Source organism: Pseudorhodoplanes sp. (genome assembly GCF_050250235.1).
In the GTDB taxonomy this organism is placed as follows: Bacteria; Pseudomonadota; Alphaproteobacteria; order Rhizobiales; family Xanthobacteraceae; genus Pseudorhodoplanes.
On record NZ_JBFWPA010000005.1, the window covers coordinates 90,615 to 114,609 of the forward strand.

General features: G+C 63.4%; 16 protein-coding genes. All 16 read left to right on the forward strand.

The window, feature by feature from the left end; translation table 11 throughout:
* The first annotated feature begins 34 nt into the window (after nucleotides 1-34).
* The 16 genes from AB7F49_RS04285 to AB7F49_RS04360 all read left to right on the forward strand — a co-directional run bounded on the left by AB7F49_RS04285 (nucleotide 35) and on the right by AB7F49_RS04360 (nucleotide 23,590).
* Complete coding sequence (locus AB7F49_RS04285; protein WP_428520594.1) at nucleotides 35-1,438, forward strand: hypothetical protein; 1,404 nt, start codon at nucleotides 35-37, stop codon at nucleotides 1,436-1,438.
* Nucleotides 1,439-1,579: 141 nt separating this feature from the next.
* On the forward strand, nucleotides 1,580-2,722 hold the full coding sequence (gene ccmI, locus AB7F49_RS04290; protein WP_428520595.1) for a c-type cytochrome biogenesis protein CcmI: 1,143 nt from the start codon (nucleotides 1,580-1,582) through the stop codon (nucleotides 2,720-2,722).
* A 6-nt stretch (nucleotides 2,723-2,728) separates the two neighbouring features.
* Nucleotides 2,729-3,190: a cytochrome c maturation protein CcmE gene (gene ccmE, locus AB7F49_RS04295; RefSeq protein WP_428520596.1), complete on the forward strand. Its 462-nt coding sequence runs from the start codon at nucleotides 2,729-2,731 to the stop codon at nucleotides 3,188-3,190.
* Nucleotides 3,187-5,163 (forward strand): heme lyase CcmF/NrfE family subunit, encoded by a 1,977-nt coding sequence (locus tag AB7F49_RS04300; protein WP_428520597.1) that lies wholly within the window; start codon nucleotides 3,187-3,189, stop codon nucleotides 5,161-5,163. Before ccmE ends, AB7F49_RS04300 begins: the two co-directional genes overlap by 4 nt.
* 4 nt (nucleotides 5,164-5,167) lie before the next feature.
* Entirely contained in the window at nucleotides 5,168-5,656 is a 489-nt protein-coding gene (locus AB7F49_RS04305; protein ID WP_428520598.1) for a cytochrome c-type biogenesis protein, read from the forward strand.
* A 404-nt stretch (nucleotides 5,657-6,060) separates the two neighbouring features.
* Nucleotides 6,061-7,590, forward strand: a complete 1,530-nt coding sequence (locus tag AB7F49_RS04310) for a Do family serine endopeptidase (protein WP_428520599.1) — start codon at nucleotides 6,061-6,063, stop codon at nucleotides 7,588-7,590.
* 358 nt (nucleotides 7,591-7,948) lie between these two features.
* Complete coding sequence (locus AB7F49_RS04315) at nucleotides 7,949-8,632, forward strand: response regulator transcription factor (RefSeq protein WP_428520600.1); 684 nt, start codon at nucleotides 7,949-7,951, stop codon at nucleotides 8,630-8,632.
* A gap of 60 nt (nucleotides 8,633-8,692) precedes the next feature.
* Nucleotides 8,693-10,138: an ATP-binding protein gene (locus tag AB7F49_RS04320; protein WP_428520616.1), complete on the forward strand. Its 1,446-nt coding sequence runs from the start codon at nucleotides 8,693-8,695 to the stop codon at nucleotides 10,136-10,138.
* Nucleotides 10,139-10,176: 38 nt separating this feature from the next.
* On the forward strand, nucleotides 10,177-13,161 hold the full coding sequence (locus AB7F49_RS04325) for a bifunctional [glutamine synthetase] adenylyltransferase/[glutamine synthetase]-adenylyl-L-tyrosine phosphorylase (RefSeq protein WP_428520617.1): 2,985 nt from the start codon (nucleotides 10,177-10,179) through the stop codon (nucleotides 13,159-13,161).
* A 187-nt stretch (nucleotides 13,162-13,348) separates the two neighbouring features.
* Nucleotides 13,349-15,991: an aminopeptidase N gene (gene pepN / locus AB7F49_RS04330; RefSeq protein WP_428520601.1), complete on the forward strand. Its 2,643-nt coding sequence runs from the start codon at nucleotides 13,349-13,351 to the stop codon at nucleotides 15,989-15,991.
* A gap of 357 nt (nucleotides 15,992-16,348) precedes the next feature.
* On the forward strand, nucleotides 16,349-18,688 hold the full coding sequence (locus tag AB7F49_RS04335) for a PAS domain-containing sensor histidine kinase (RefSeq protein WP_428520602.1): 2,340 nt from the start codon (nucleotides 16,349-16,351) through the stop codon (nucleotides 18,686-18,688).
* 86 nt (nucleotides 18,689-18,774) lie between these two features.
* Complete coding sequence (locus AB7F49_RS04340; protein WP_428520603.1) at nucleotides 18,775-19,401, forward strand: PepSY-associated TM helix domain-containing protein; 627 nt, start codon at nucleotides 18,775-18,777, stop codon at nucleotides 19,399-19,401.
* Nucleotides 19,402-19,409: 8 nt separating this feature from the next.
* On the forward strand, nucleotides 19,410-19,922 hold the full coding sequence (locus AB7F49_RS04345; protein WP_428520604.1) for a DUF2271 domain-containing protein: 513 nt from the start codon (nucleotides 19,410-19,412) through the stop codon (nucleotides 19,920-19,922).
* A 17-nt stretch (nucleotides 19,923-19,939) separates the two neighbouring features.
* Complete coding sequence (locus AB7F49_RS04350; RefSeq protein ID WP_428520605.1) at nucleotides 19,940-20,815, forward strand: DUF4198 domain-containing protein; 876 nt, start codon at nucleotides 19,940-19,942, stop codon at nucleotides 20,813-20,815.
* Between the two features lie 13 nt (nucleotides 20,816-20,828).
* Nucleotides 20,829-21,833 carry an FAD:protein FMN transferase gene (locus tag AB7F49_RS04355; protein WP_428520606.1) on the forward strand — a complete coding sequence of 335 codons (1,005 nt, stop codon included), beginning with the start codon at nucleotides 20,829-20,831 and terminating at the stop codon, nucleotides 21,831-21,833.
* A 332-nt stretch (nucleotides 21,834-22,165) separates the two neighbouring features.
* Nucleotides 22,166-23,590 carry a hypothetical protein gene (locus AB7F49_RS04360; RefSeq protein ID WP_428520607.1) on the forward strand — a complete coding sequence of 475 codons (1,425 nt, stop codon included), beginning with the start codon at nucleotides 22,166-22,168 and terminating at the stop codon, nucleotides 23,588-23,590.
* Nucleotides 23,591-23,995 lie beyond the last annotated feature (405 nt).

Genomic DNA, 23,995 nt, shown 5'->3' on the forward strand with positions numbered 1-23,995 from the left:
CGTTGACTTCGGGCGGTAGCGGTGAGTGGTGCGTATGGCCGACGGGCGTCTCGTCGAGCGTTTGCGGCAATATCTCAGGGACCTCAGCCCCGAGGCGCGCGCGCTGTTGATGACAGAGCTTGAGCGCGGCGTGCTGCGTGGCGAGGACATGCCTGGCGCGGAACTCGTGCTGCAGGAACTGCGCCGCGACGCCCGCGACAATGCCCGCCCGAAGCGCCCCGGCAACCTCGCCCGCCTGTTCTTCCAGCCGCTTGAACCGATTCTGGTCGACGAAAGCGGAACCCATTGCCATCCCGGCCGCGTCCCGCGGACCGTGCTCGATCCGGTCTGGGAATGGATCTGCCGTGACTTGATGCCGGGAGAAGCCAAGGCGGTCACCGACCAGGTCGCGCTCGCCTTTCAAAATGGCGACGCACCGCGCGCGGAACAGCTGGCGCGCGCATTTCAGGATCGCGCCGTGGTCCGTATCGAGGAAGCGCTTGCCGCCGCGAAGACCGACGAAAAGACGACGCGACGGCTCGTCGGACAGGTAGGCACGCCGCACGCGATCGACGATATCAGCGCGATTCTGACCGTCATCCAGGCGCGCGAAATCCTTGCGTCCTTCGGGCCGAGTCTGCCGAACCACATCAAGACGCTGGACGACAGCAATATCGACTCCCTGAAGGCGACGATTGAATCGCCGGCCGCCGGCGGCCGCACGCTGTTCGTCTTCGTTCTCGTCATGACGATGGGCCGTCTCGCCGCACCCTGGCAATTGATACGGCTTGCCACCCGCGCAGCCGGTTCCGACAATGCCAGCCGCATCGCCGATACTCCCTACGCCATGACCGTCGACATCGTGCTGGGCGAGATCCAGCGCATGATCAATGAGTTGAAGGCGGAGCTTCGGTCAGGTCGGGGGCTTGCGGTCGGGGCGCTGCTCAAGGGCATCCACGATGCGGCCCGGGGGTTGCGCACCGAAATCAACTTTTCGCATGAATCGCCATGGGGCCGCCGTCTCGCGGCGCTTCGAACCCAGGTTTCTGATCTCCTCAAGGGCGAGATCGAAACGCTGCCAGGCCGTATCCGCAGGCTCTTGCGACCGCGCCCGATCAAGGAAATCGCGCCCAACTCCTCGCTCGATCAGACCGACGTATCCGACACCGAAGCCCAGATCGAGTTCGTCAATACCTGCCGCGCCCATGCGAGCGAACTTGCGCTAAGCGAATTGACCACGCGGACCTGGTCCGAAATCGAGCAATATCTCGACACCGCGACCGCAGCTCTGGTCGAAAACCTGCGTGTGGCGGGAGAATCCGACCGCGCTTTCCGGCAATCGCAGCTCGATGCCGCCGTGCGCTTCTGTCGCAAGGCTTTCGGTGACGACTATGCCGCGCTGCTGCTCAAGGCGCGTGACGTTGCCGCCGGCGCGGAGCGGCGTGTCGCGAAGGCGTAGGCTGCGGCGCCGCACCCGGCGGTCTGCCACCGGACAGCCGGCAATTGCCGGGTTCCGGGCCGGTTTCGAACGTGGCGACGGACTCTCGATCACCGGATCGGTATTTTGTGCACCGCGCGCGGGTGATGTAAACCCACCGGCATGAGCCTGTATCTGATCCTCGCCCTGATGACGGCGGCGGCGATTTTCGCCGTGCTGTTGCCGTTGTCGCGCCGTCCGTCGGACGCCGCGGCGGGCGGCCAGGACGTCGCGGTCTATCGCGACCAGCTCGACGAGATCGAGCGCGACCGCAAGTCCGGACTGATTGGGAAAGCCGAGGCGGAGGCTGCAAAGGTCGAGATTTCGCGGCGGCTCCTCGCCGCCGCCGATCTGTCGGGGCAGGCGGCCCCGGCCAGCGCGTCCTCTCCGGTCTGGCGCAGGCGCATGACGGCCTTGGTTGCGCTCCTTCTGCTGCCGGCGCTGTCGGCCGGGCTTTATTTAAGGTGGGGCTCGCCGCAGCTTCCGGGCGCGCCGCTCGCAGCGCGTCTGGACGCGCCGGCTGAAAACCGATCGATCGCAAGCATGGTGGCGCAGGTGGAGGCGCATCTGGAGAAGAATCCGGATGATGGCCAGGGTTGGCAGGTCGTCGCGCCGGTCTATATGCGGATGGGTCGCTTCAACGAGGCGGTTCGGGCACGCGCCAACACGATCCGCCTGCTGGGCGCGACCGCGGAACGGGAGGCCGATCTCGGCGAGGCGCAGGTCGCGGCCGCGAATGGAGTCGTGACCGCCGACGCCAAGGCGAGCTTCGAGCGCGCGCTCAAGTCGGATGCCGGCAACACGAAGGCGCAGTATTTCTCCGGCCTCGCGGCCGAGCAGGATGGCCGACCGGAGGAGGCCGCGCGCGTGTGGCGGGCGATGCTGGCCTCCGCTCCACCCAACGCGCCGTTCCGGCCGCTGCTGCAGCGGTCTCTCGCCCGCGTGGAACCGAAAGGGGTTGAGCCGGTCGAACCGAAAGCGCCGCAGCCGGGACCAACCCAGGAGGATATGGCGGCGGCCCAGCAACTGACGCCGGAACAACGGCAGGAGATGATCCGCGGCATGGTGGATCGCCTGGCCGAACGGCTGAAGTCCGATTCGTCGGATTTCGAAGGCTGGTTGCGCCTGGTGCGCGCCTATGCGGTGATGGGCGAGAAGGAAAAGGCGAAAGAGGCCTTTCTCACCGCGCGCAACACCATCGGCGACGATGCAGAGAAACGCAAACGCCTCGACGATCTTGCGAAGGGGCTTGGCATTGAAGGATGATGTGACATGACCCGCAAACAGCGGCGTCTGGTGCTGATCGGATCGGGGCTGGTGGTGCTTGCGGTCGCAGCCGTGCTTGTGCTCACAGCGCTGCGCGATTCCATCGTGTTCTTCAATTCGCCGACCGACGTGGTCGAGAAGAAGGTGCAATCCGGCACCCGCATCCGGCTCGGCGGGCTCGTACAGCCAGGAACCGTCATCCGCAAGGACGTGGACGCGACTTTCGACATTACCGACGGCAAGAATGTCGTGCGCGTCAGCTATCGCGGGATCCTGCCCGACCTGTTTCGTGAAGGTCAGGGCGTGGTAACCGAGGGCACGCTGATCGACGCGACCTCGTTCCGCGCCGATACGGTGCTCGCCAAGCACGACGAGAATTACATGCCCAAGGAGGTGGCCGACGCGCTCAAGAAGCAGGGCCACTGGAAGGATGATTACGGCAAGAAGCCGGGCGAGGCAGCGAAATGATTGCCGAGATCGGCCATTATGCTCTGGTGCTGGCGTTCGCGCTCGCATTGATACAGGCGACCTTGCCCATCGTCGGCGCGAAACTGAACGATCGCCTGCTGATGGGGATCGCCGAGCCGGTCGCGCTGGTCCAATTCCTGTTCGTTGCGATTTCCTTCGCGGCGCTGACGACGCTCTATGTGACCTCCGACTTCTCGGTTCTCAACGTCTATGAGAACTCGCATTCGGCGAAGCCGCTGATCTACAAGATCAGCGGCGTCTGGGGCAATCACGAAGGCTCGATGCTGCTGTGGGTGCTGATCCTGGCCTTGTTCGGTGCGCTGGTCGCAGTGTTCGGGGGCAATCTGCCGCAGACGCTTCGCGCCAATGTGCTTGGTGTGCAATCCTGGATCGCTGCGGCCTTTTTCCTTTTCATCCTCGGCTCATCGAATCCATTCGCGCGGATTGCGCGACCGCCATTCGAGGGCCGCGACCTCAATCCGGTCTTGCAGGATATCGGGCTCGCGGTTCATCCCCCGCTGCTTTATCTCGGCTATGTCGGCTTTTCGATCTCGTTTTCGTTTGCCGTCGCGGCGCTGATCGAGGGCAGGATCGATGCCGCCTGGGCGCGCTGGGTCCGCCCCTGGACGCTTGCGGCCTGGTGCTTCCTCACCCTTGGGATATCGATGGGCTCCTACTGGGCCTATTACGAGCTCGGATGGGGCGGCTGGTGGTTCTGGGATCCGGTGGAAAACGCCTCGCTGATGCCCTGGATCGCCGGTACCGCGCTTCTGCATTCGGCGGTGGTGATGGAAAAGCGCAATGCGCTGAAGGTCTGGACCATCCTGCTTGCCATCCTCGCCTTCTCGCTCTCCCTTCTCGGGACCTTCCTCGTCCGCTCCGGGGTGCTGACCTCGGTACATACCTTCGCCAGCGATCCGATGCGTGGCGTCTTCATTCTCATGATCCTGATCGTCTTCATCGGCGGATCGCTGGCGCTCTATGCGTGGCGTGCGCCGGCGCTGAAACAGGGCGGGCTGTTCGCGCCGATCTCGCGGGAGGGCGCACTGGTTCTCAACAATCTCCTGCTCACCACGGCCTGCGCCACGGTGTTTGTCGGCACGCTCTATCCGCTCGCGCTGGAGGCGCTCACCGGGGACAAGATTTCGGTCGGCGCGCCCTTCTTCAATGCCACCTTCGGTCCGCTCTTCCTGCCGCTGATGATCGCGATGCCATTCGGACCGCTGCTGGCCTGGAAACGCGGCGATCTGTACGCCGCGGCCCAGCGGCTGACACTGGCTTTCGTGGTGGCGCTGATGGCCATGGGCGCGGTCTTCGCGATCACGCAGGGCGGGCCGGTTCTCGCCCCGTTCCTGATCGGCGTCGCGTTCTTTGCGATGACCGGCGCGCTGATTGATCTTGCGGAGCGCATCCAGCTATTCCGCCTTCCGGCTGGCAGCTCGTTGCGCCGCCTGGCTGGGCTGCCTCGCTCGGCCATCGGGACCACGATCGCGCATTTCGGGCTCGGCGTCTGCCTTCTGGGTATCGCCTCGGAGGCCTATTACGGTGCGGAGCGCATCCTCACGATGAAGCCCGGCCAGTCGGTCGAAGTCCGCGGCTATGATCTCACTTTCGACAATCTGATCTCGCGACCGGGGCCGAATTATCGCGAACTCGTCGCGAAATTCACCGTCAAGTCGAACGGCGAATTCCTGGGCGTGATGGAGCCGTCCAAGCGCACCTTCGCCGCGCGCAGTTCGTCGACGACGGAGGCTGCGCTGATGACGCGTGGGTTCAGCCAGATCTATCTGTCGCTTGGAGATGCAAACAGCGACGGCTCGATTGCCGTGCGGCTCTACCACAAGCCGCTGGTGCTGCTGATCTGGCTCGGCACTCTGGTGATGGTGATCGGGGGCGCGTTCTCGCTGTCGGACCGCAGGCTGCGAGTCGGCGCGCCGCGCGCCGCGAAGCCGAAGCTGCAGCCGGCGGAGTAGGGCGATGCGGACTTTCGGTCTTGCCATCGCGTTGCTCGTGCTCCTGCAAGGCCCGCCGCTGCGCGCTGTGCAACCCGACGAGATTCTGCCCGATGCGAGGCTTGAAGAACGCGCGCGCAATCTGTCGCGCGAGTTGCGTTGCATGGTGTGCCAGAATCAATCGATTGACGATTCCGACGCGCCGCTTGCCCGTGATCTGCGGCTCTTGGTGCGGGAGCGCCTGAAGGAAGGCGACAGCGACAAGCAGGTGCTGGATTTCCTCACCACCCGCTACGGCGACTTCGTCCTGCTCAATCCGCCGCTGAACGCGAAAACATTTCTGCTCTGGATATTGCCGGCCGGTCTGCTCGTCGTGGGCGGTATCGTGCTGGTTCTGGCGATGCGGCGAGGCGGCGCCGCCCAGGATTCAGCTGTGCCTGCGTCGCCTCTGACCGCCGAGGAAGAGCGGAAAATTGCGCGGCTGCTCGACAGCGACCCGCGGACCAAAGCGTAGTTTGTCGTCCCGTCTGGACCCGGGACGGTCACGCCCTCGAAATCCGCACACAGGTCGGCCTCCGCATTTCTGACAGGCCGCCTGCACCTTCCGTCGACACAGGGTGCCGGCGCCGACCGCTCAAAGATGTCGCGGGCCGGGTCAAAGAGCGAGATTTCGGAAAGCCTCGGTACCGCCTCACGCAATTGTATTGCCCGAAGGATTTCCCGAATGCCCCCAATTTTGAATGTAAGTCATTGATTTTTATTGGTTTATCTCCTCTGGCACCATTACCAAAGTTTAATCCCGCCGACAGGTGGTCGTAAGGCGTCCCACCCCATCTTGTCTCTCGAACGACGCCGGGAATCGTCCCAAGCGAAGCCTGCCCGGCGCGTCATGAAATTGCGAAGATGGAGTTGAACCAGATGACACCAACCCTGCCTCCCAGCCCGGGCGGCTTCCTGAATGGACGCCGGGCTTTGTTGCTCGGCACCACAATTCTAAGCCTCGGGGCCGCGGCCCTGTTCGTTGCGCCCGATGCGGCGCGCAATGTTGCCGTTGCGCAGAATGTCACGCAGCAGGCACAGACCGTGCAACGGCCGGTCGGCTTTGCCGATATCGTCGAGAAAGTGAAACCCGCCGTGTTTGCCGTGCGCGTCAAGGTGAAGACGGGTCCGGAGGTTTCATCGTTCCAGGGCCAGTTCCCGCAGGGCTTCGAACGCTTCTTCCGCCGCTTCGGTGGCGAGGACATGCTCCCCAACATGCCGAACCGTGGCATGCCCGATATGCCACGCGGTCCGCGCCGCAGTTCCGGCCAGGGATCGGGCTTCTTCATTTCTCCGGACGGCTATGCGGTCACCAACAACCACGTGGTCGATCGTGCCGATGAGGTCGAGGTTCAGACCGACGACGGCAAGATCTATTCGGCCAAGGTCATCGGAACCGATCCGCGCACCGATCTCGCGCTGATCAAGGTGGACGGCAACGACTTCCCGTATGCCAAGCTGGCCGAACGCGCTCCGCGCATCGGCGACTGGGTGCTGGCGGTCGGCAATCCGTTCGGCCTGTCTTCGACCGTGACCGCGGGCATCGTGTCCGCACGCGGCCGTGACATCGGCGCCGGCCCGTATGACGACTTCCTGCAGATCGACGCCCCGGTGAACAAGGGCAATTCCGGCGGCCCGACCTTCGACATCGACGGCAACGTCGTCGGCGTCAACACGGCGATCTACTCGCCGTCGGGTGGTTCGGTGGGCATCGCCTTTGCGATCCCGGCATCGACCGTTGACTCGGTGGTGAAGCAACTGCGCGACAAGGGTTCGGTCACCCGTGGCTGGATCGGCGTGCAGATTCAGCCGGTCACCAAGGACATCGCCGACAGCATGGGTCTGAAGAACACCGATGGAGCTCTGGTTGCGGAGCCCACGTCGAATGGCCCCGCTGCAAAAGCCGGCATCAAGTCCGGTGACGTCATCGTTGCGGTGAACGGGGAGCGGATCGCCAGTTCGCGCGAACTCGCCCGCCGTATCGGATCCATGGCGCCCGGCAACCAGGCCCGTCTGACCGTTCTCGATAACGGCCGCGAGAAGACCCTGAGCGTGACGCTCGGCGAATTGCCGTCGCAGGCGGAGTTGCGTCGCGGCGGTGACGAGGAGCGCAATGCGCCGGCTGCAGAAGCCGTGCTCGGCCTGCAACTCGCGCCGGCCGCTTCGGTTGCCGGTTCGGGCAAGGACGGCGTGGTGGTAACGCGCGTCGCCCCCGATGGCCCGGCCGCCGAGCGCGGTTTCAAGACCGGTGACGTCATCCTCGAAGTTGCCGGCAAGGTCGTGTCCGACCCGGCCGATGTTCGCAAGGCGCTCGAAGATGCGCGCAAGGACAACAAGCGCACCGTGCTGATGCGCGTCAAGTCGGGTGAGGGCACCCGCTTCGTCGCGCTCCCCGCCGGCCGCGCATAACGAGACTGCACGCGGTCGGCAGCGACCGCGTGCACCGGAAAAGGGACGTGTTGCCGGCTACCGTCGCCCCCGCCGGTGCCACGAAACCCTGGGGGCGGGCTCAGGCCCGCCCCCGCAAATTGGGACAGGTGCAGACCTGCCCCGCCTGAACTGGAAAACGCGTCCGGATTGCGGGCGCGACAGGTCGAGCCCCGAAACCGGCAACCGTCGCCCCCGCCGGTTCGGGGTCAACGAGGGGGTGGCGGAGTAGCGTAAAAGTCGCCACCCCCTCATGTCTCTGCACCCAGACCCCACCGTGCTTGCAAATTCCCCCGTAACAGGCGATTCCGTTTCGGACGCCACCGGGCAGCTTCACACCATGCGATTGCTGATCATCGAGGACGATCGCGATGCCGCGGACTATCTCGTCCGCGCCTTTCGCGAGACCGGCCATGTCGCGGACCACGCCATCGACGGCGAGGAGGGCCTGGCGATGGCGCTCGATGGCGACTACGACGTGCTGATCGTGGATCGCATGCTGCCGAAGCGCGACGGCCTGTCTGTTATCGGCGAGTTGCGCGCGAAGAAGGTCGAGACACCGGTCCTGATCCTCTCCGCTCTTGGCCAGGTCGACGACCGCGTGAAGGGTCTGCGCGCCGGCGGCGACGATTATCTCCCCAAGCCCTATTCCTTCTCGGAACTGCTGGCCCGCGTCGAAGTGCTGGCGCGCCGCCGCGGCGGCCGCAACGAGGAAACGGTCTATCGTGTCGGCGACCTCGAACTGGATCGCCTGTCGCATCGTGTGATGCGCGGCAAGGAAGAGGTCGTCCTGCAGCCGCGAGAATTCCGGCTGCTCGAATATCTGATGAAGCATGCGGGCCAGGTGGTGACACGCACCATGCTGCTCGAGAATGTCTGGGATTATCATTTCGATCCGCAGACCAACGTCATTGACGTTCACATCTCGCGCTTGCGCTCCAAGATCGACAAGGGCTTTTCGCAGCCGCTGCTTCACACGATCCGTGGTGCGGGGTACATGGTCCGCGACGGATCGCGAAACTGAAGGTCACCGGAAGGGGGCCCGGGTGTTGCCTACGCGCAATAAGGCCGACATGCGGCGATGATGGCGGCGCTCGGCAAGTTGTTTCGTACTACCGCGTTCAAGCTGACGATCGTCTATCTCGTCGTCTTTGCGCTGTTCGCGGTGTTCCTGCTCGGATATTTCGCGCTCAACACCAAGCGTTTGTTCACCGAGCAGGTGACGGATGTCGTGAACGCCGAGATCACCGGTTTGGTCGAGCAGTTCAATGCCGGCGGGATCCGACGGCTGACGCTGATCGCGGAAGCGCGTTCGCGGCGGCCCGGCTCCAGCCTCTATCTTGTGACCGCCCCGGGCGGAGACGGGCTCGCCGGCAATGTCGGCTCGCTGCCGACCGGCGTCCTTGACCGACAGGGCTGGTCGGAGACTTTCTATCGGCGGATCGAGGAGGGCGAAAACTCCGACCTGCATCGCGCATTGTTGCGCGTCTATCACCTTCCGGGCGGCTTCAGGCTTCTGGTCGGGCGCGATCTGGAAGAGCGCGAGCGTCTGTACGATGTGGTGCTCAATGCCGGGAAGTGGTCTGCCGCGGTGGTGATCGTGCTGGGGCTGGTCGGCGGCTTCTTTGTGGCGCGCCGCGTGCTGCGGCGGGTCGATGCGATGACGGAAACCACCCGCACGATCATGGGTGGCGATCTGTCCGGGCGGCTGCCCGTCGGCAGCAGCGGCGACGAACTGGACCGGCTGGCACGAAATCTGAACGAGATGCTCGATCGAATCGAGGCATTGATGCGTGGCCTCAAGGAGGTCTCCGACAATATTGCGCATGACCTGAAGACGCCGCTGACCAGGCTGCGCAACCGTGCCGAGGAGGCGCTGCGCACGTCGCACAGCGACAAGGATTATCGCGCCGCGCTCGAGGGCACCATCGAGGAATCGGATTCGCTGATCAAGACGTTCAACGCGCTGCTGATGATCGCCCGCGCCGAAGCCGGACAGGCGCGCGAGAACATGGTCGATTTCGATGCGGCCGAAGCCGCCCGCAGTGTCGGCGAATTGTACGAGCCTCTGGCGGAGGAGCAGGGGCTTGCGCTCGAAGTCGACGCGCCCGCCGCGGTGCCGCTGCGCGGCAACCGCGAACTGATCAGCCAGGCTCTGGCCAATCTCGTGGACAACGCGATCAAATATGCCGGTCCGGCGGCGAAGACCAACGGAACGTCGACGAATGTGACCGTGAGCGCGCGCGCCGAGGGTGATCACGTTGTGCTGAGCGTCGGCGACCGTGGACCCGGCATTCCGGAAGGCGAGCGCAGCCGGGTCGTCGAGCGCTTCGTTCGGCTGGAACGCAGCCGTTCGATCCCCGGCTCCGGGCTTGGCCTGAGCCTCGCTTCGGCCGTGGCCCGCCTGCATGGCGGCGAATTGCGCCTCGAGGAAAATTCGCCCGGCCTTCGGGCCGAACTGATGCTGCCGCGTGGCGGGCCGCAGCAACAGACGGCCCCGGTGCATAGCCAGCCGGCGGAGGTGCGATAGCCTCCCCTTTTTGGCCCGGATGGTCTATGCCGGTCGCGATGAATCCGGGCGCTACGCAGCAAACCATCCCCGAGGCCGTCGGATCATCCGGCATCCTTGCCGCACGCATTTCCCAGGCGCCGCACTTGCCTGCGCCGATGCAGAGTTTCGCCAGGCTCGATGACTGGCTCTCCGAGCTTGCCCCGTCCGACGGGTCGGCACTGCGAGAGATATTCGACGCGGCACCGAAGGCACGCGAACTGACGGCCTCGCTTCTCGATTTTTCCCCCTATCTCTCCGACCTCGTGCGCGCGGATCCGGATCGCCTGATCCGGATCCTGCGTGAAAATCCGGAACGCCATCTGCAGAGGCTGATCGACGGCGTTGTCGGTGCAGTGTCCGGCGTGACCGACGAGGCTGCTGCCATGCGGCTTCTCCGCCTCACCAAGGCGGAGGCGGCGCTCCTGATCGCCCTCGCCGATATCGGCGGAGTATGGCCGATGCTGCAGGTCACACGCGCATTGACGGAACTTGCCGACAGCATGGTGCAGGGAGCCGTTCGGTTTCTGCTCAACGATGCGGTGCGGCGTGGCCGGCTGGCGCCGCCCGATCCGTCGAGGCCGGAACTGGGTTCCGGCTATATCGTGCTCGCAATGGGCAAGATGGGCGCGTTCGAACTGAACTACTCGAGCGATATCGACCTGATCGTCTTTTACGATCCCGAAGCCCCCGCGGTTCCGAAGGACACCGAACCCTCCGCGCTTTACATCCGGGTGACGCGCGGGCTCGTGAAGCTGCTGCAGGAGCGCAGTCCGGATGGCTATGTGTTCCGAGTGGACCTGCGGTTGCGGCCGGACCCGGCTTCGACCCAGGTGGCGATCTCGGTTGCGGCGGGACTCGATTATTACGAGCATCGCGGCCAGAACTGGGAACGCTCGGCGATGATCAAGGCGCGCCCCTGCGCCGGCGATATCGAGGCCGGCGAAAAGCTTCTGAAGGAATTGTCGCCCTTCATTTGGCGCAAGTACATGGACTTTGCCGCGCTCGCGGACATCCATGCGATGAAGCGGCAGATCCATGCCTATCGCGGTCACGGCGAGATCGCGGTCGCCGGTCACAACATCAAGCTCGGTCGCGGCGGTATCCGTGAGATCGAGTTTTTCGTGCAGACTCAGCAACTGATTGCGGGTGGCCGTCATCCGGAATTGCGGGACCGGCGGACCCTGACGACGCTGGCGGCGCTGGCGGACGGACAATGGGTCGGCGGGCTTGCGCGGCGCGAACTGGAGGCGGCTTATCTGTTCCTGCGGCGCGTCGAGCATCGCCTTCAGATGATCGCGGACGAGCAGACCCACAGCCTGCCCTCGGACGAGATCGAACTGCTGAAATTCGCGCGCTTTCTCGGCTACGACGACACCGCGTCCTTCGCGGAAGTCCTGCTCATGCATCTTCGCAACGTGCAGCAGCATTATTCGAGGCTGTTCGAGCCGATGGTGCCCGCGCCCGAGGCGGCGCTGCAATTTCCTTCCGACGAAGACAATCGAGATACGCTCGACCGCCTCGCGGCGATGGGGTTTCGCAACCCGCTGGAGATTTCGGGGACGGTACGCGGCTGGCTGAGCGGCAGGTATCTTGCGCTGCGCAGCGAATTCGCGCGCTCGCAGCTCAGGCTGCTGGTACCACACCTGATCGAGCATCTGGCGCGCACCGAAAATCGCGAGCAGGCGGTCGTCGCCTTCGACAGGTTCCTGGCCGGCCTGCAGGCAGCCGGCGGTGCGCGGCTTATTTCGCTGCTGCTGCAAAACCACGATCTGCTCGCGCTCGTCGCGCTCATGCTCGGCACCGCGCCGCGGCTTGCCGACATTCTGTCGCATCAGCCGCAGGTCATGGACGCACTGATTGATCCGGCCTTCTTCGGAGCGTTGCCCGATGCAGAGACGCTCACGAGCGAGCTCGCGCGCTCGCTCGACCAATCGGTCTCCCATGAGGACATGCTCGACCGGTTGCGGTTGTTCGGTCACGAACACATGTTTCTGATCGGCGTACGGATACTCTCCGGCACCGTCTCCGCGGAGCAGGCGGGGGAAGCCTTTGCAAGGCTCGCCGACGTCATCATCCGCGCGCTGCATCGTCAGATCGAGGATCTGTTCGCGCTGAGCCATGGTCGTATTCGCGGGCAGCGCACCGCGTTGCTCGCGCTCGGCAAGCTGGGTGGCCGCGAGATGACCGCAAGCTCCGATCTCGATCTCATTCTGGTCTACGATTTCGACGAGGCGCATCCCGAATCCGACGGGGAGCGGCCGCTCTACGGCGCGCAATATTTCGCGCGACTGACCAAGCGGCTGATTTCGGCATTGACCTCGCACACCAATTACGGCGCGCTCTACAATGTGGATATGCGGCTGCGCCCGTCCGGCCGCTCCGGTCCGGTCGCCACCAAATTCGATTCCTTCCGCGATTATCAGATGAGCGAGGCCTGGACCTGGGAGCACATGGCATTGACGCGCGCGCGCGTGGTGTCGGCCCCGCCGCAATTCGACGAGCAGGTCGCGGCTCTGATCCGATCCGTGCTCGCACGAAACCGCGACGCGCGCACGATCGCGGGCGATGCCTATGAGATGCGGATGGCGATAGCGGCCGAGAAGGGCGAAGCCGACCGCTGGGACCTGAAATATGCCGCGGGCGGTCTGACCGATATCGAATTCATCGCGCAATATCTTCAGCTTGTGCACGCCGCCGCACATCCGGAGATCCTCGATCCCTCGACCCCCCGGGTGCTGGAGCGCGCAGCCCGCCTTGGGCTTCTGTCGGCGGAGGATTCCGAAGTGCTGCGGCCGGCCGTGCAGCTTTATCAGAATCTCAGCCAGATTCTGCGGCTGTGCCTGTCAGGTCCGTTCGATCCGAAGAAAACCGACCCCGGCCTGCTGCGGCTGCTTGCGCGGGCCGCCGATGTGCCGGATTTCGCGACGCTCGACGCTCATGTGAAGGAGACCCAGTCACGCGTGCGCGGCCGGTTCAACGCGCTGCTGGGGCCTTCGGACTGACCGGGCGGGTGGGATTGCTGCGGTATGGCGAGGCCAATGCATTGCTGTCAGGCACTGCCGCGTCATGCCGGACGCGTCGGTTGCATGCAATCATTCTATCAGGCCACACAAAATCCCGATATGGAGGTCACGAGCTTGGCGCGTTCACGCCATCCGATCTCCATTTGTTGCAGGAAACGCCCCGTCCATGCGAACCGAGCAGGCCCAACCCGTCCGTCTTCAGGATTATCGCCGGCCCGACTGGCTGGTCGACGAGGTGCGCCTCGATATCTCGCTGCATCCGACCGCAAGCCGTGTCCGGTCGGAACTTCGCCTGCGGCCCAACCCGGACACGACGCCCGCGCCGATCGTGCTCGATGGCGACGGTCTGACCCTTGGCTCGGTTCTGGTCGATGGCCGGGCTCTGCCGGATGCCGCGTTCGTCGCAACGCCCGACCGGCTCACCATCGCCCAGCCGCCGCAGCGCCCGTTCACGCTCACGATCGAAACCGCCGTCGACCCCTCGGCCAATACACAATTGATGGGATTGTACCGTTCCAGCGGGACCTATTGCACCCAATGCGAGGCGGAAGGCTTCCGCCGCATCACCTATTTTCCGGACCGTCCCGATGTGATGGCGGTGTATACCACGCGGATCGAGGCCGACAAGGCGCAGGCGCCGGTACTGCTCGCAAACGGCAACCTGGTCGAGAGCGGCGACCTGCCGGCGGGACGGCATTATGCGGTGTGGCGCGATCCGTTCCCGAAGCCTTCCTACCTTTTCGCCATGGTGGCCGGCAATCTCGGTTGCGTGTCGGATGAATTCGTCACCATGTCCGGGCGCAAGGTAGCCCTGAAAATCTATGTCGAGCCTGGGAAGGAGGAGCGCTGCGGCTACGCAATGGATGCGCTGAAACGCTCCATGCGCTGGGACGAGGAGGCGTTCGGGCGCGAATACGATCTCGATGTATTCATGATCGTGGCGGTCTCCGACTTCAACATGGGAGCGATGGAAAACAAGGGACTGAACGTGTTCAACGACCGCTATGTGCTGGCCTCGCCGGACACCGCGGTCGACGCCGACTACGCCGCGATCGAAGCCATCATCGCTCACGAATATTTCCACAACTGGACCGGCAATCGCATCACCTGCCGCGACTGGTTTCAGCTCTGCCTGAAAGAAGGGCTCACCGTCTATCGCGACCAGGAATTCTCCGCCGACATGCGTTCGCGTGCGGTGGAGCGGATCGGCGACGTGCGAAACCTGCGCGCCCATCAATTCGTCGAAGATGCCGGGCCGCTGGCACATCCGGTGCGCCCGGAGCTTTATCACGAGATCAACAATTTTTACACGACGACGGTCTACGAAAAGGGCGCGGAAGTGGTGCGCATGCTGCGCGTGCTGCTTGGTATGGAAGCATTCCGCAAGGGAATGGATCTGTATTTCGACCGCCACGACGGCGAGGCGGCGACCATCGAACAATTCATACGCTGCTTTTCCGACGCCTCGGGACGTGACCTCGGTCAGTTCATGCTCTGGTATTCCCAGGCCGGAACGCCCGAGGTGATCGCGGATGGCCGCCATGACGAAGCGTCGAAGACCTTCACACTGCAATTGTCGCAATCGCTGGCGCCGACCCCGGGTCAGTCGGAAAAGCAACCAATGGTGATCCCGCTGAGAGTGGGACTCGTCGGGACGGGCGGCGCGGATATTGCCTTGCGATCGGGAGGCAGCCCGGCGGCCGATGTCATAACGCTCAGCCAGCCGTCGCAAACCATTGTCTACGAGGACGTGGCCGAACGTCCGGTCCTGTCGATCAACCGCGAATTCTCCGCGCCGGTGAAGCTGACCGCCAATCTCTCGGCCGAGGACCTGCGGCGGCTTGCGGCACACGACAGTGACGCATTCAATCGCTGGCAGGCGGTACAGACGCTCGCCACCCGTCTGCTTCTGAAGAATGTAGCGCATTTGCGCGCAGGCGAGTCGCTTGCCTCGGATGACGGACTGCTGGCGGCACTGAATGCGATCCTGATCGACCCGCAGCTCGAACCGGCCTTCGTTGCGCTGTCGCTGACCATGCCGATCGAAGCCGACATCGCGCGCGAACTCGCCCGGGATATCGACCCGAGCGCAAATTTCTCCGCGCGCGCGCAATTGCGCTCCGCGATCGGCAGCGCGCTGGCAGCGCCACTTGCAGCGACCTATGGCTCGCTTGCGAGCGACGTCCCCTACAGCCCCGACGCGGCGAGCGCCGGCCGCCGCGCCCTTCGCAACACCGCGCTCGACCTGCTGGCAGCAACCGGACAGCCCCCGGCAATAGCGCGTGCGATGGCGCAATATCGCCAGGCCGACAACATGACGGACCGGATGGCGGCACTCGCGACGCTTTCGCTGCATGACCGACCGGAGCGCGTCGAGGCATTGCAGGATTTCTACGAACGCTATGAAAGCAATCCATTGGTCATCGACAAGTGGCTCGGCTTGCAGGCAATGATCCCGGAAAGCGGCACCCTCGATCGGGTGCGGACGCTGATGGCACATCCGGCCTTTTCCATGAACAATCCGAACCGCGTTCGCGCGCTGGTCGGTTCTTTCGCCCACGGCAACGCGACGCAGTTCAACCGGGCTGATGGCGCGGGCTATGATTTCGTCGCCGACGCCGTGCTCATGCTCGATAGCAAGAACCCGCAGGTTGCTGCGCGGCTCGCAACCGCCTTCCGCTCGTGGCGCGCGCTCGAAGCGGGACGTCGCGCGAGGGCGGAAGCTGCGCTGCGACGGATCGCGATCGCGTCCGCGCTGTCGGCCGATGTCAAGGACATCGTCAGTCGTGCGCTGGCGGACGGAACCTGAGCCGGCCCGCGGCACGGCCGTATCTGCCGGCGTGTCCTTGCTGACGATAATGGGGGCGATCGGCGCACCCGCTCGATTGTGCCGCGGCGATGCGGGAACAGGCCGCTCGTGTCCTCCGCGTCAAGCCGGAGGAAGCATCATGAAGATTCGTGCGGTCCACGTTTCACCGTGCGCCATGGCAGCCGCGACCTGAGGCGAGAAGCTTCGCTGTTAGCAATTTTTTTACGTTCTTGACTCCGCGGACTCTCGACAAATCAAGCCGCATCGATTCTTATGATTCTCGATTCGGGACGCGATGCGGCACATCCTCCCGGTCAAGGGTTGTGTTAGGGCAGCAATCCGACACGGGGGCAATTCATGGCGCGCGCCGAGGCTGCGCATGCGTCTGCGCGTTCCGATTCCATCAAGGGATTGGCGCAGTCGATCGCGAAGCCGGCTTACAGGCGCCTGCTCACTGCGGAGCCAGCGCTGCGGCGCGCCGTTCCCGCCCTCATCATCGCATTTCTGGTCACGATCGCCATCGGCGCATTTGTCCAGGTGCTGGATCACCGCCGCAGTGCGCTGGCAGAGGCAACCAAGGACATCGAGACGATTGCCGAAGTGCTGGCGCAAAGAATGGAGCGTCCGCGCCCGGGGGATCGCTCCACCGCATGGCGCAGGGCGCAGACCGAGCTTGAGATGGCGCGCACGCCGCGGACCACGGCCTCCGGTCGCCGAATTCTCATCACCAGCCCCGAGGGGATGATCGTTGCGGCCGCGCCGGACATCGCCGGTGTCACCGGGCGACAGCTGTCCGATATCCTCGGTGATTCTCCGCTAACCATTCTCGGCGCCGGCGCCGGTGTTCTCGATCTGACGCTCGCGGACGGCAAACGCGCATTCGCGACGGTCCGCACGCTGCAGGAGCCGCTCGGGCAGCTTGTGGTCTACCAGCGCCGCAGCGATGCGCTCGCCTCCTGGCGCTCGGACACGGCACTCACGGTTACGCTGTCGGCAACGACGGGATTCGTACTCCTCATTCTCGGCTTTGCGTTTCACTGGCAGGCCACCCGCGCGCGCGAAGCCGACCTCATCTATGACACCGTCCGCAGCCGTATCGATACTGCGCTCAACCGCGGGCGTTGCGGCCTCTGGGACTGGGACCTGGCGCGTGGACGCATCTTCTGGTCGCATTCCATGTTCGCCATTCTTGGCCTGGATGCACGCGACGACCTGATGACCTTCGGCGAAATCAACAAATACGTCCATCCCGACGATATCGACCTTTACGCGCTCGCGACCCAGGTTGCCGACGAGCGGCTGAGCGCCATCGATCACGATTTTCGGATGCTGCATGCCAACGGCCGCTGGGTCTGGCTGCGAGTGCGCTGCGAGGTGGTCCGCCAGCCGGCCGAACCCGGCTTGCATCTCATTGGAATTGCGGTGGACGTAACCGAACAGAGGACGCTGGTCGAACGTACCACCGCGGCCGATATGCGGCTGCGCGACGCGATCGAAACCATCCCGGAGGCCTTCGTGCTGTGGGATTCCGACAATCGCCTGGTACTGTGCAACTCGAATTTCCAGGACCTGCACAAGCTGCCGGACGCTCTGGTCGCGCCGGGCACGACCTATGAAGCGGTGCTCGCAGCCGGACGCGAGCATCTGCATCTCGGAAACTTCTCCAATGTCGGTCCGGATTTGCCGGGCGCGCGCTCCTTTGAGGCGCAACTGGAGGACGGCCACTGGCTGTTCAGCGAGCGGCGCACCAAGGATGGCGGTTACGTCTCGGTCGGCACCAACATCACTAGTCTGAAGCATCATGAGCGCAAGCTGAAGAACAGCGAGACGCGTCTGCTTGCGACCGTCGAGGATTTGCGACAATCCAAACAGCAACTCCAGGATCTGGCGGAGAAATATGCCGCTGAAAAGACCCGCGCCGAGGATGCGAACCAGGCCAAGTCGAAATTCCTGGCCAATATGAGCCACGAACTGCGCACGCCGCTGAACGCCATCATCGGCTTCTCCGAAATCATGGAGAAGGGCATGTTCGGCAAGCTCGGTGTCGACAAGTATCACGAGTATTGCCGCGATATTCATCACAGCGGGCAATATCTGCTGGATGTGATCAACGATGTGCTCGACATGTCGAAGATCGAGGCTGGCCGCATGAAGCTGGAGGCCGAAGATGTCGTGCTGGATGACATCCTTGCGGATTCACTGCGTGTGGTTGCCACCCGCGCCGAAGAGAAAGGGCTGACGCTGTCGTCTCGGATCGCGCCCGACATCGCGTTGCGCGCTGACCGGCGGGCTCTGAAGCAGATCGCACTCAACCTGCTGTCGAACGCCGTGAAATTCACCGGCAATGGCGGGCACGTGGCCGTCCGCGGACGTCGCGCCGGGGGGTGCATCGCCATTGCGATCAGCGATTCCGGGATCGGGATCGCACAGGATGCGTTGCAACGGCTCGGGCGTCCGTTCGAGCAGGTGGAAAGCCAGCTCACCAAGACCCATCATGGCTCGGGACTTGGTCTTGCCATTGCGAAGTCGCTGGTGGAGTTGCATCGCGGCCGCATGCGCATCCGCTCCACGCCGGGGCGCGGCACCACGGTATTTGTGCGTCTGCCCATTGGCGGGCCGCGAGCCGGATCTGCCGCGCAGCCAGCCGTTTCGAGCGCTTCGCAGGGACCGCATCAGAGCAGTTTGGAATTCCGATAAATCATTGTGTTTGCTAGCGGTTTTGATCTTGGTTACTTACGTGACCAATGTCCAGCATGGTCGTGATCGCAGGCAAGTCGTTCCCCATGAGGCGCAAATTGACGCTCGGCAGCCGCGCCTTCTGGCTGCGCCAGATGCGTCAATGGCATTGGATCAGCGCGGCAATCTGCCTGGTTGGAATGCTTCTATTCGCGATCACCGGCATCACACTGAACCATGCCGGCAGGATCGAGGCGAGGCTGGCCGTGAGCGAGCGCACCGCCACCTTGCCCGCGGCAATGGTCGAGTCGCTGAAGTCACTGCCGGCACAGGGCCGAATGCCCGTTCCGGAGGGGATCGTGGACTGGGCTTCCACCGCCCTGCAGGTCGAGACGAGCGGTCGCGAGGCTGAACTTGCTCCCGGAGACATCTACATCGCGCTGCCGCGGCCAGGAGGTGACGCCTGGCTGAACCTCGATCGCAACAGCGGCGAGGCGCACTACGAGCTGACCGATCGCGGCTGGATCTCCTATCTCAATGACCTTCACAAGGGGCGCAATACCGGCGCCGCCTGGTCGCTGTTTCTCGATGCATTCGCGGTCGCCTGCATCGTGTTTTGCCTGACTGGCCTCGTTTTGCTGCACCTGCTGTCGCACGCCCGGCCGTCGACCTGGCCGATGGTTGGGCTCGGTGTCGTCATCCCGCTCCTGATCGCGATCTATTTCATCCATTGAGGACCGGCATGCGCACGTTCGTCTCGATATCGATGACCGGCGCAATGATGGCGCCGGGACTGGCCGCCGAGGTCAGGGTCAGCGTTGAAATCCCGCGGCTCAATGTCGCCGAATATCACCGGCCCTATGTCGCGATCTGGCTGGAGAAACCGGATCAGTCCTTCGTCGGCAATCTTGCGGTCTGGTACGACCTCAAGCTGAAGGACAATGAAGGCTCGAAATGGCTGAAGGACATGCGGCAATGGTGGCGCAAGTCCGGCCGTGAACTGACCATGCCGGTCGACGGGCTGTCGAGCGCGACGCGTGCGCCTGGCGAGCACACGATCAACGTGGCGGTCGATCAGCCTCCCATGAGGGGTCTGACACCGGGCGACTATCACCTCGTGATCGAGGCCGCGCGCGAAGTCGGAGGCCGCGAAATCTTGCGACTGCCGTTCCGCTGGCCGGCGACGGCTCCGGAGAGTCAAAGGATCAAGGGCGGGCACGAACTCGGGCACGTCGCGATCGACATCAGACCTTGAAACAGCAGGACCACATCATGAAATTCTCGCGCACGCATTTCCCGCGCACTTGGCTTGCTGCCGCGTTGTGTCTCGCTCTGCCGCTATCGGCGCAGGCGCATCGCTCATGGATGCTGCCGTCCGCGACGATACTCTCGGGAGGCGAGGTCTGGGTGACCGTGGATGCCGCTGTGTCGAACGACCTGTTTTATTTCGAGCACTTTCCGCTTCGGATTGCCAATATCGGCGCGCCGCCGGAAAAGCTGGGCGCGCGCGGCGGCCGCCCGGGGGTGCTGCTGATTTCGGCGCCCGACGGCGCGAAAGTCGAGCCGCAGAACGGCAATATCGGGCGCTATCGCTCGACCTTCGACGTGCCGCTCAAGCAGAAGGGCACCTACAAGCTGGCGGTGGTGAATGACGGCGTGTTTGCCAGCTTCAAGGAGGGGGGCAAGGTCAAGCGCTGGCGCGGCAATGCGGAAGATTTTGCGAAGGAGGTTCCGCCGGAAGCGGAGGAACTGCGCGCTTCGTATCTGCAAAGTCGAATGGAAGTGTTCGTCACGGCGGGCAAGCCGTCCACCGATACCTTGAAGACGAGCGGGAAGGGCCTCGAGCTTTCGCCGATCACGCATCCGAACGATCTGGTTGCGGGAAGCGACGCGAGTTTCCGCATGCTGCTGGACGGCAAGCCCGCCGCCAATCTGAAGGTGACGGTGATCCCGGGCGGCAACCGCTATCGCGACAAGCTCGGCGAGATGAACCTGACCACGGACGCCGACGGCAAGTTCAGTGTGACGTGGCCGGGGCCCGGCATGTACTGGATGGAAGCGGTGGTGCGCGACGAGAAATCGCCGGTCAAAGAGGTGAAGCAGCGCCGTGCCGGCTATATCGCGACGCTCGAAGTGTTGCCGCAATAGCGCAGCGCTGCGCATGCGGCGCGTCCTGGTTCCGCCTCATGTGCCCGACATTGCGCCGTTTTCGCCGCGGCGGGTGCCTGTCGTATCGCTCGCCGGCAATACCATGGGGACGACATGGTCGGTGAAATTTGCCGCTCATTCGGGTGTCACCGAACGCGACCTCCTTCATGTCATCGAAGCGCGGCTTGGGCTGGTCGTTGCCCAGATGAGTCAGTGGGACCCGGAGTCCGACCTCAGCCGGTTCAACCGTGCGCAACCCGGCAGCCTGCAGATATTGCCGCAAGCATTCTTCGGCGTCCTCCGCGCTGCGCTTGATCTCGCCCGCGAAACCGGTGGCGCCTATGATCCCGCACTGGGAGCGCTGATCGAGCTTTGGGGCTTCGGTGCCGCGGGGCGGCGGATGGATATTCCTGCCCAGACCGAGATCGAACGCGCGCGAGCGTCCGCAGGCTGGTCGCGTCTGTTCGTCGACGACGAGCGACGTGCGGTGCGCCAGCCCGGTGGCGTGCATCTCGATCTGTCCTCGATTGCAAAAGGCTTTGCGGTGGACCTTGTGTCCGGAATGCTGACACAACGCGGCATCGCGGATCATCTGGTCGAGATCGGCGGCGAATTGCGTGGCAGCGGCACCAAGCCGGATCAGTCGCCCTGGTGGGTCGCGCTTGACGGGGTGCAAGGCGCGTCCGGCGAAACGATCGTCGCCTTGCACGGTCTGTCGGTGGCAACCTCGGGTGACGCGCAGCGCTTTATCGCTGTGAACGGGCGCAAATTCTCGCACACCATCGACCCGCGCACCGGCTGGCCGATCCCCGATAACCTTGCGTCCGTCACGGTGCTGGACCGCTCCTGCATGCGCGCCGACGCGCTCGCCACCGCGCTGTCTGTGCTGGGGGCGGAGCGCGGATATGCCTTTGCCAGCGCTCGCGATATTGCCGCGCGCTTTCTGCTGCGCGGACCGGGCGGCATCCGCGAGCGGACGACACCGGCATTTGCGGCCATGGCGGATGGTCCGGCCTGACTTGCGCCGACGCCCGATCTGCGCCATCTGACCGCGATGAGCACGACCGCAACCATGGCCTCGCGGCGTTTTTCCGTCGCGCCGATGATGGATTGGACAGAGAGTTTATTGAAATCAAATAGTTAGACGTGGGTCGTGTGCAATTTCTGTGCACGCATGTTCTACGATTTTTTACTATTCGTTCTCGCAAAGTTGCCCTCTGCTGCTTTCGCTTTTGCGCCCCAGCACACTAAGCAACGTCAGCCATTTCAGATCTTACCGCGAACGCTCGCACGCGCGATGATCTCTTAGGTCGCGTTGAAGGACACTTGGCCACAATGGAGTAGCGGACGATGCTCTTCAAACGTTCCGAGGGGCTGACACCATCCGAGCGGCTTCTGGCCGAGCTTTGTGATCGTTCATTCCTGAAACTCTGGACCTATCCCAATCTTTTCAAGAAGCCGAGCAAGGAGCTCACGGACCTCTTGGTCGTCTTTGGCAACGACGTGCTTGTGTTCTCGGACAAATCCTGTGCCTTTCCCTTGACCGGCGACTCGATGCTTGATTGGTCTCGTTGGTTTCGGCGGTCCGTCGCCCGCTCGGCTCATCAGGTCGACCAGGCGGAACGCTGGCTTCGCACCTATCCTGATCAGGTCTTCCTCGACACCAGATGCGCGGAGCCTCTTCCGATCCGTTTGCCGCCACTTACGGAGATGCGTGTTCACCGCATTTGCGTGGCACTGGGCGCGTTGGATCGAGCCAAGGCGGAAACCGGAGTGCGTGCGCTCAGGATCAATCCAAGAATTGTCGACGATGCCGAACCGTTCACGGTCGGCACAATAAGCCAAGCCCGCGGCTGGGTTCATGTATTCGACGAAGACAGTATCAAGGTCGTGCTGACGGAGCTCTCAACGACGTCCGACCTAATCCATTACCTGAACAGCAAGATGGCGCTCTTTGAAAACGAGAAATTTGTATACGCGGAATCTGAACTGGACATCTTGGCCTACTACCTGTGGAACGGCCGCAAGTTTCCGCAACATGACAAGGAATATCGGCTCGAACCGGATTTGTGGGCGAAAGCGCAGGCGTCTCCCGAATTCCAGGCTGGGCGAGAGCGGAACAAGATAGGGCAGTTCTGGGACGGTTTGATCGAATACGTCACCGGCCATTATTTGGCGCAGACGCTTGAGTTCGGGAACGAAATACAGATGTCCGATCACGAGCGACTGGTTAGAGCAATGGCCGGTGAGACACGTTTCTCAAGACGCATCCTGTCAAAACTCATTCTGGAGCGCGCCGAGATTGCCCGCAATAACGCGGTAAGCACATTGCTTCCCTCCGACCAGGCAGACATCAACTACGTCCTGTTCATCGGTCGCGGCGATCAAGGGAAGGATTACGCGGCGTACCGCGCCGATCGCATGCTTCACCTGAGGTCGCGATGCATCGCTGCAAAAGCGGTAAGACCGGAAAGGCGCTTCATCGTCGGGATTGCACTCGATGCACGTGGGATACGCGGCTCGTCTGAGGATTTCATTTTCTGGGACACAGCGGATTGGGCGGAGGAGTCCATCTTAAGAGCGCAAAAGCTGCGTGAGGAACTTGGATACTTCCAGCCCGGCCAGGTCATTGAAAGCCAGATGATTGAGGATGAATATCCGGCCGTGCGGACAACCAAGAATCTCGCGGCACTTGCGGACGAACTCTCCAGTCTTACGCTTGCTGAATCAGCGCAGCTTGCCGAGATGCTGCGGGACAGGTGGGCGCTGGTTTGAATTCCCTGACGTTTGACCTCGATTGAAGGCAATGGTCAGGTGACACTGCGTGCCAGACACCTTCGTTGACTCGTCCTGCGTCAGAATAAGTAAGGCACGTAAGATTCGGCTTGAGATCCGAACAAAAATTGCTCGATCCGGTGGCCCAGCCTCGGCCAGCGAGCGTGCCATTGCAACTCCGCCCGTGTGCGATGGTAGTCGTCAAGCGTGATCGGTGTCGGACTTCCGCCGGATCGACGCGCAGGACGTCGTCTTTTCCACGAGCAAATAGGCTGACCGAGCGCGTCCAAAGATTGTACGGGCATGGCGGTGGCCGCAGTGAATACGTCGCGTATTGCGACGCAGGAACATGAATTAGCCGAAAAGTTCAATGCCGTGTTGCGGAGCACGCCCCGGTTGCACTAG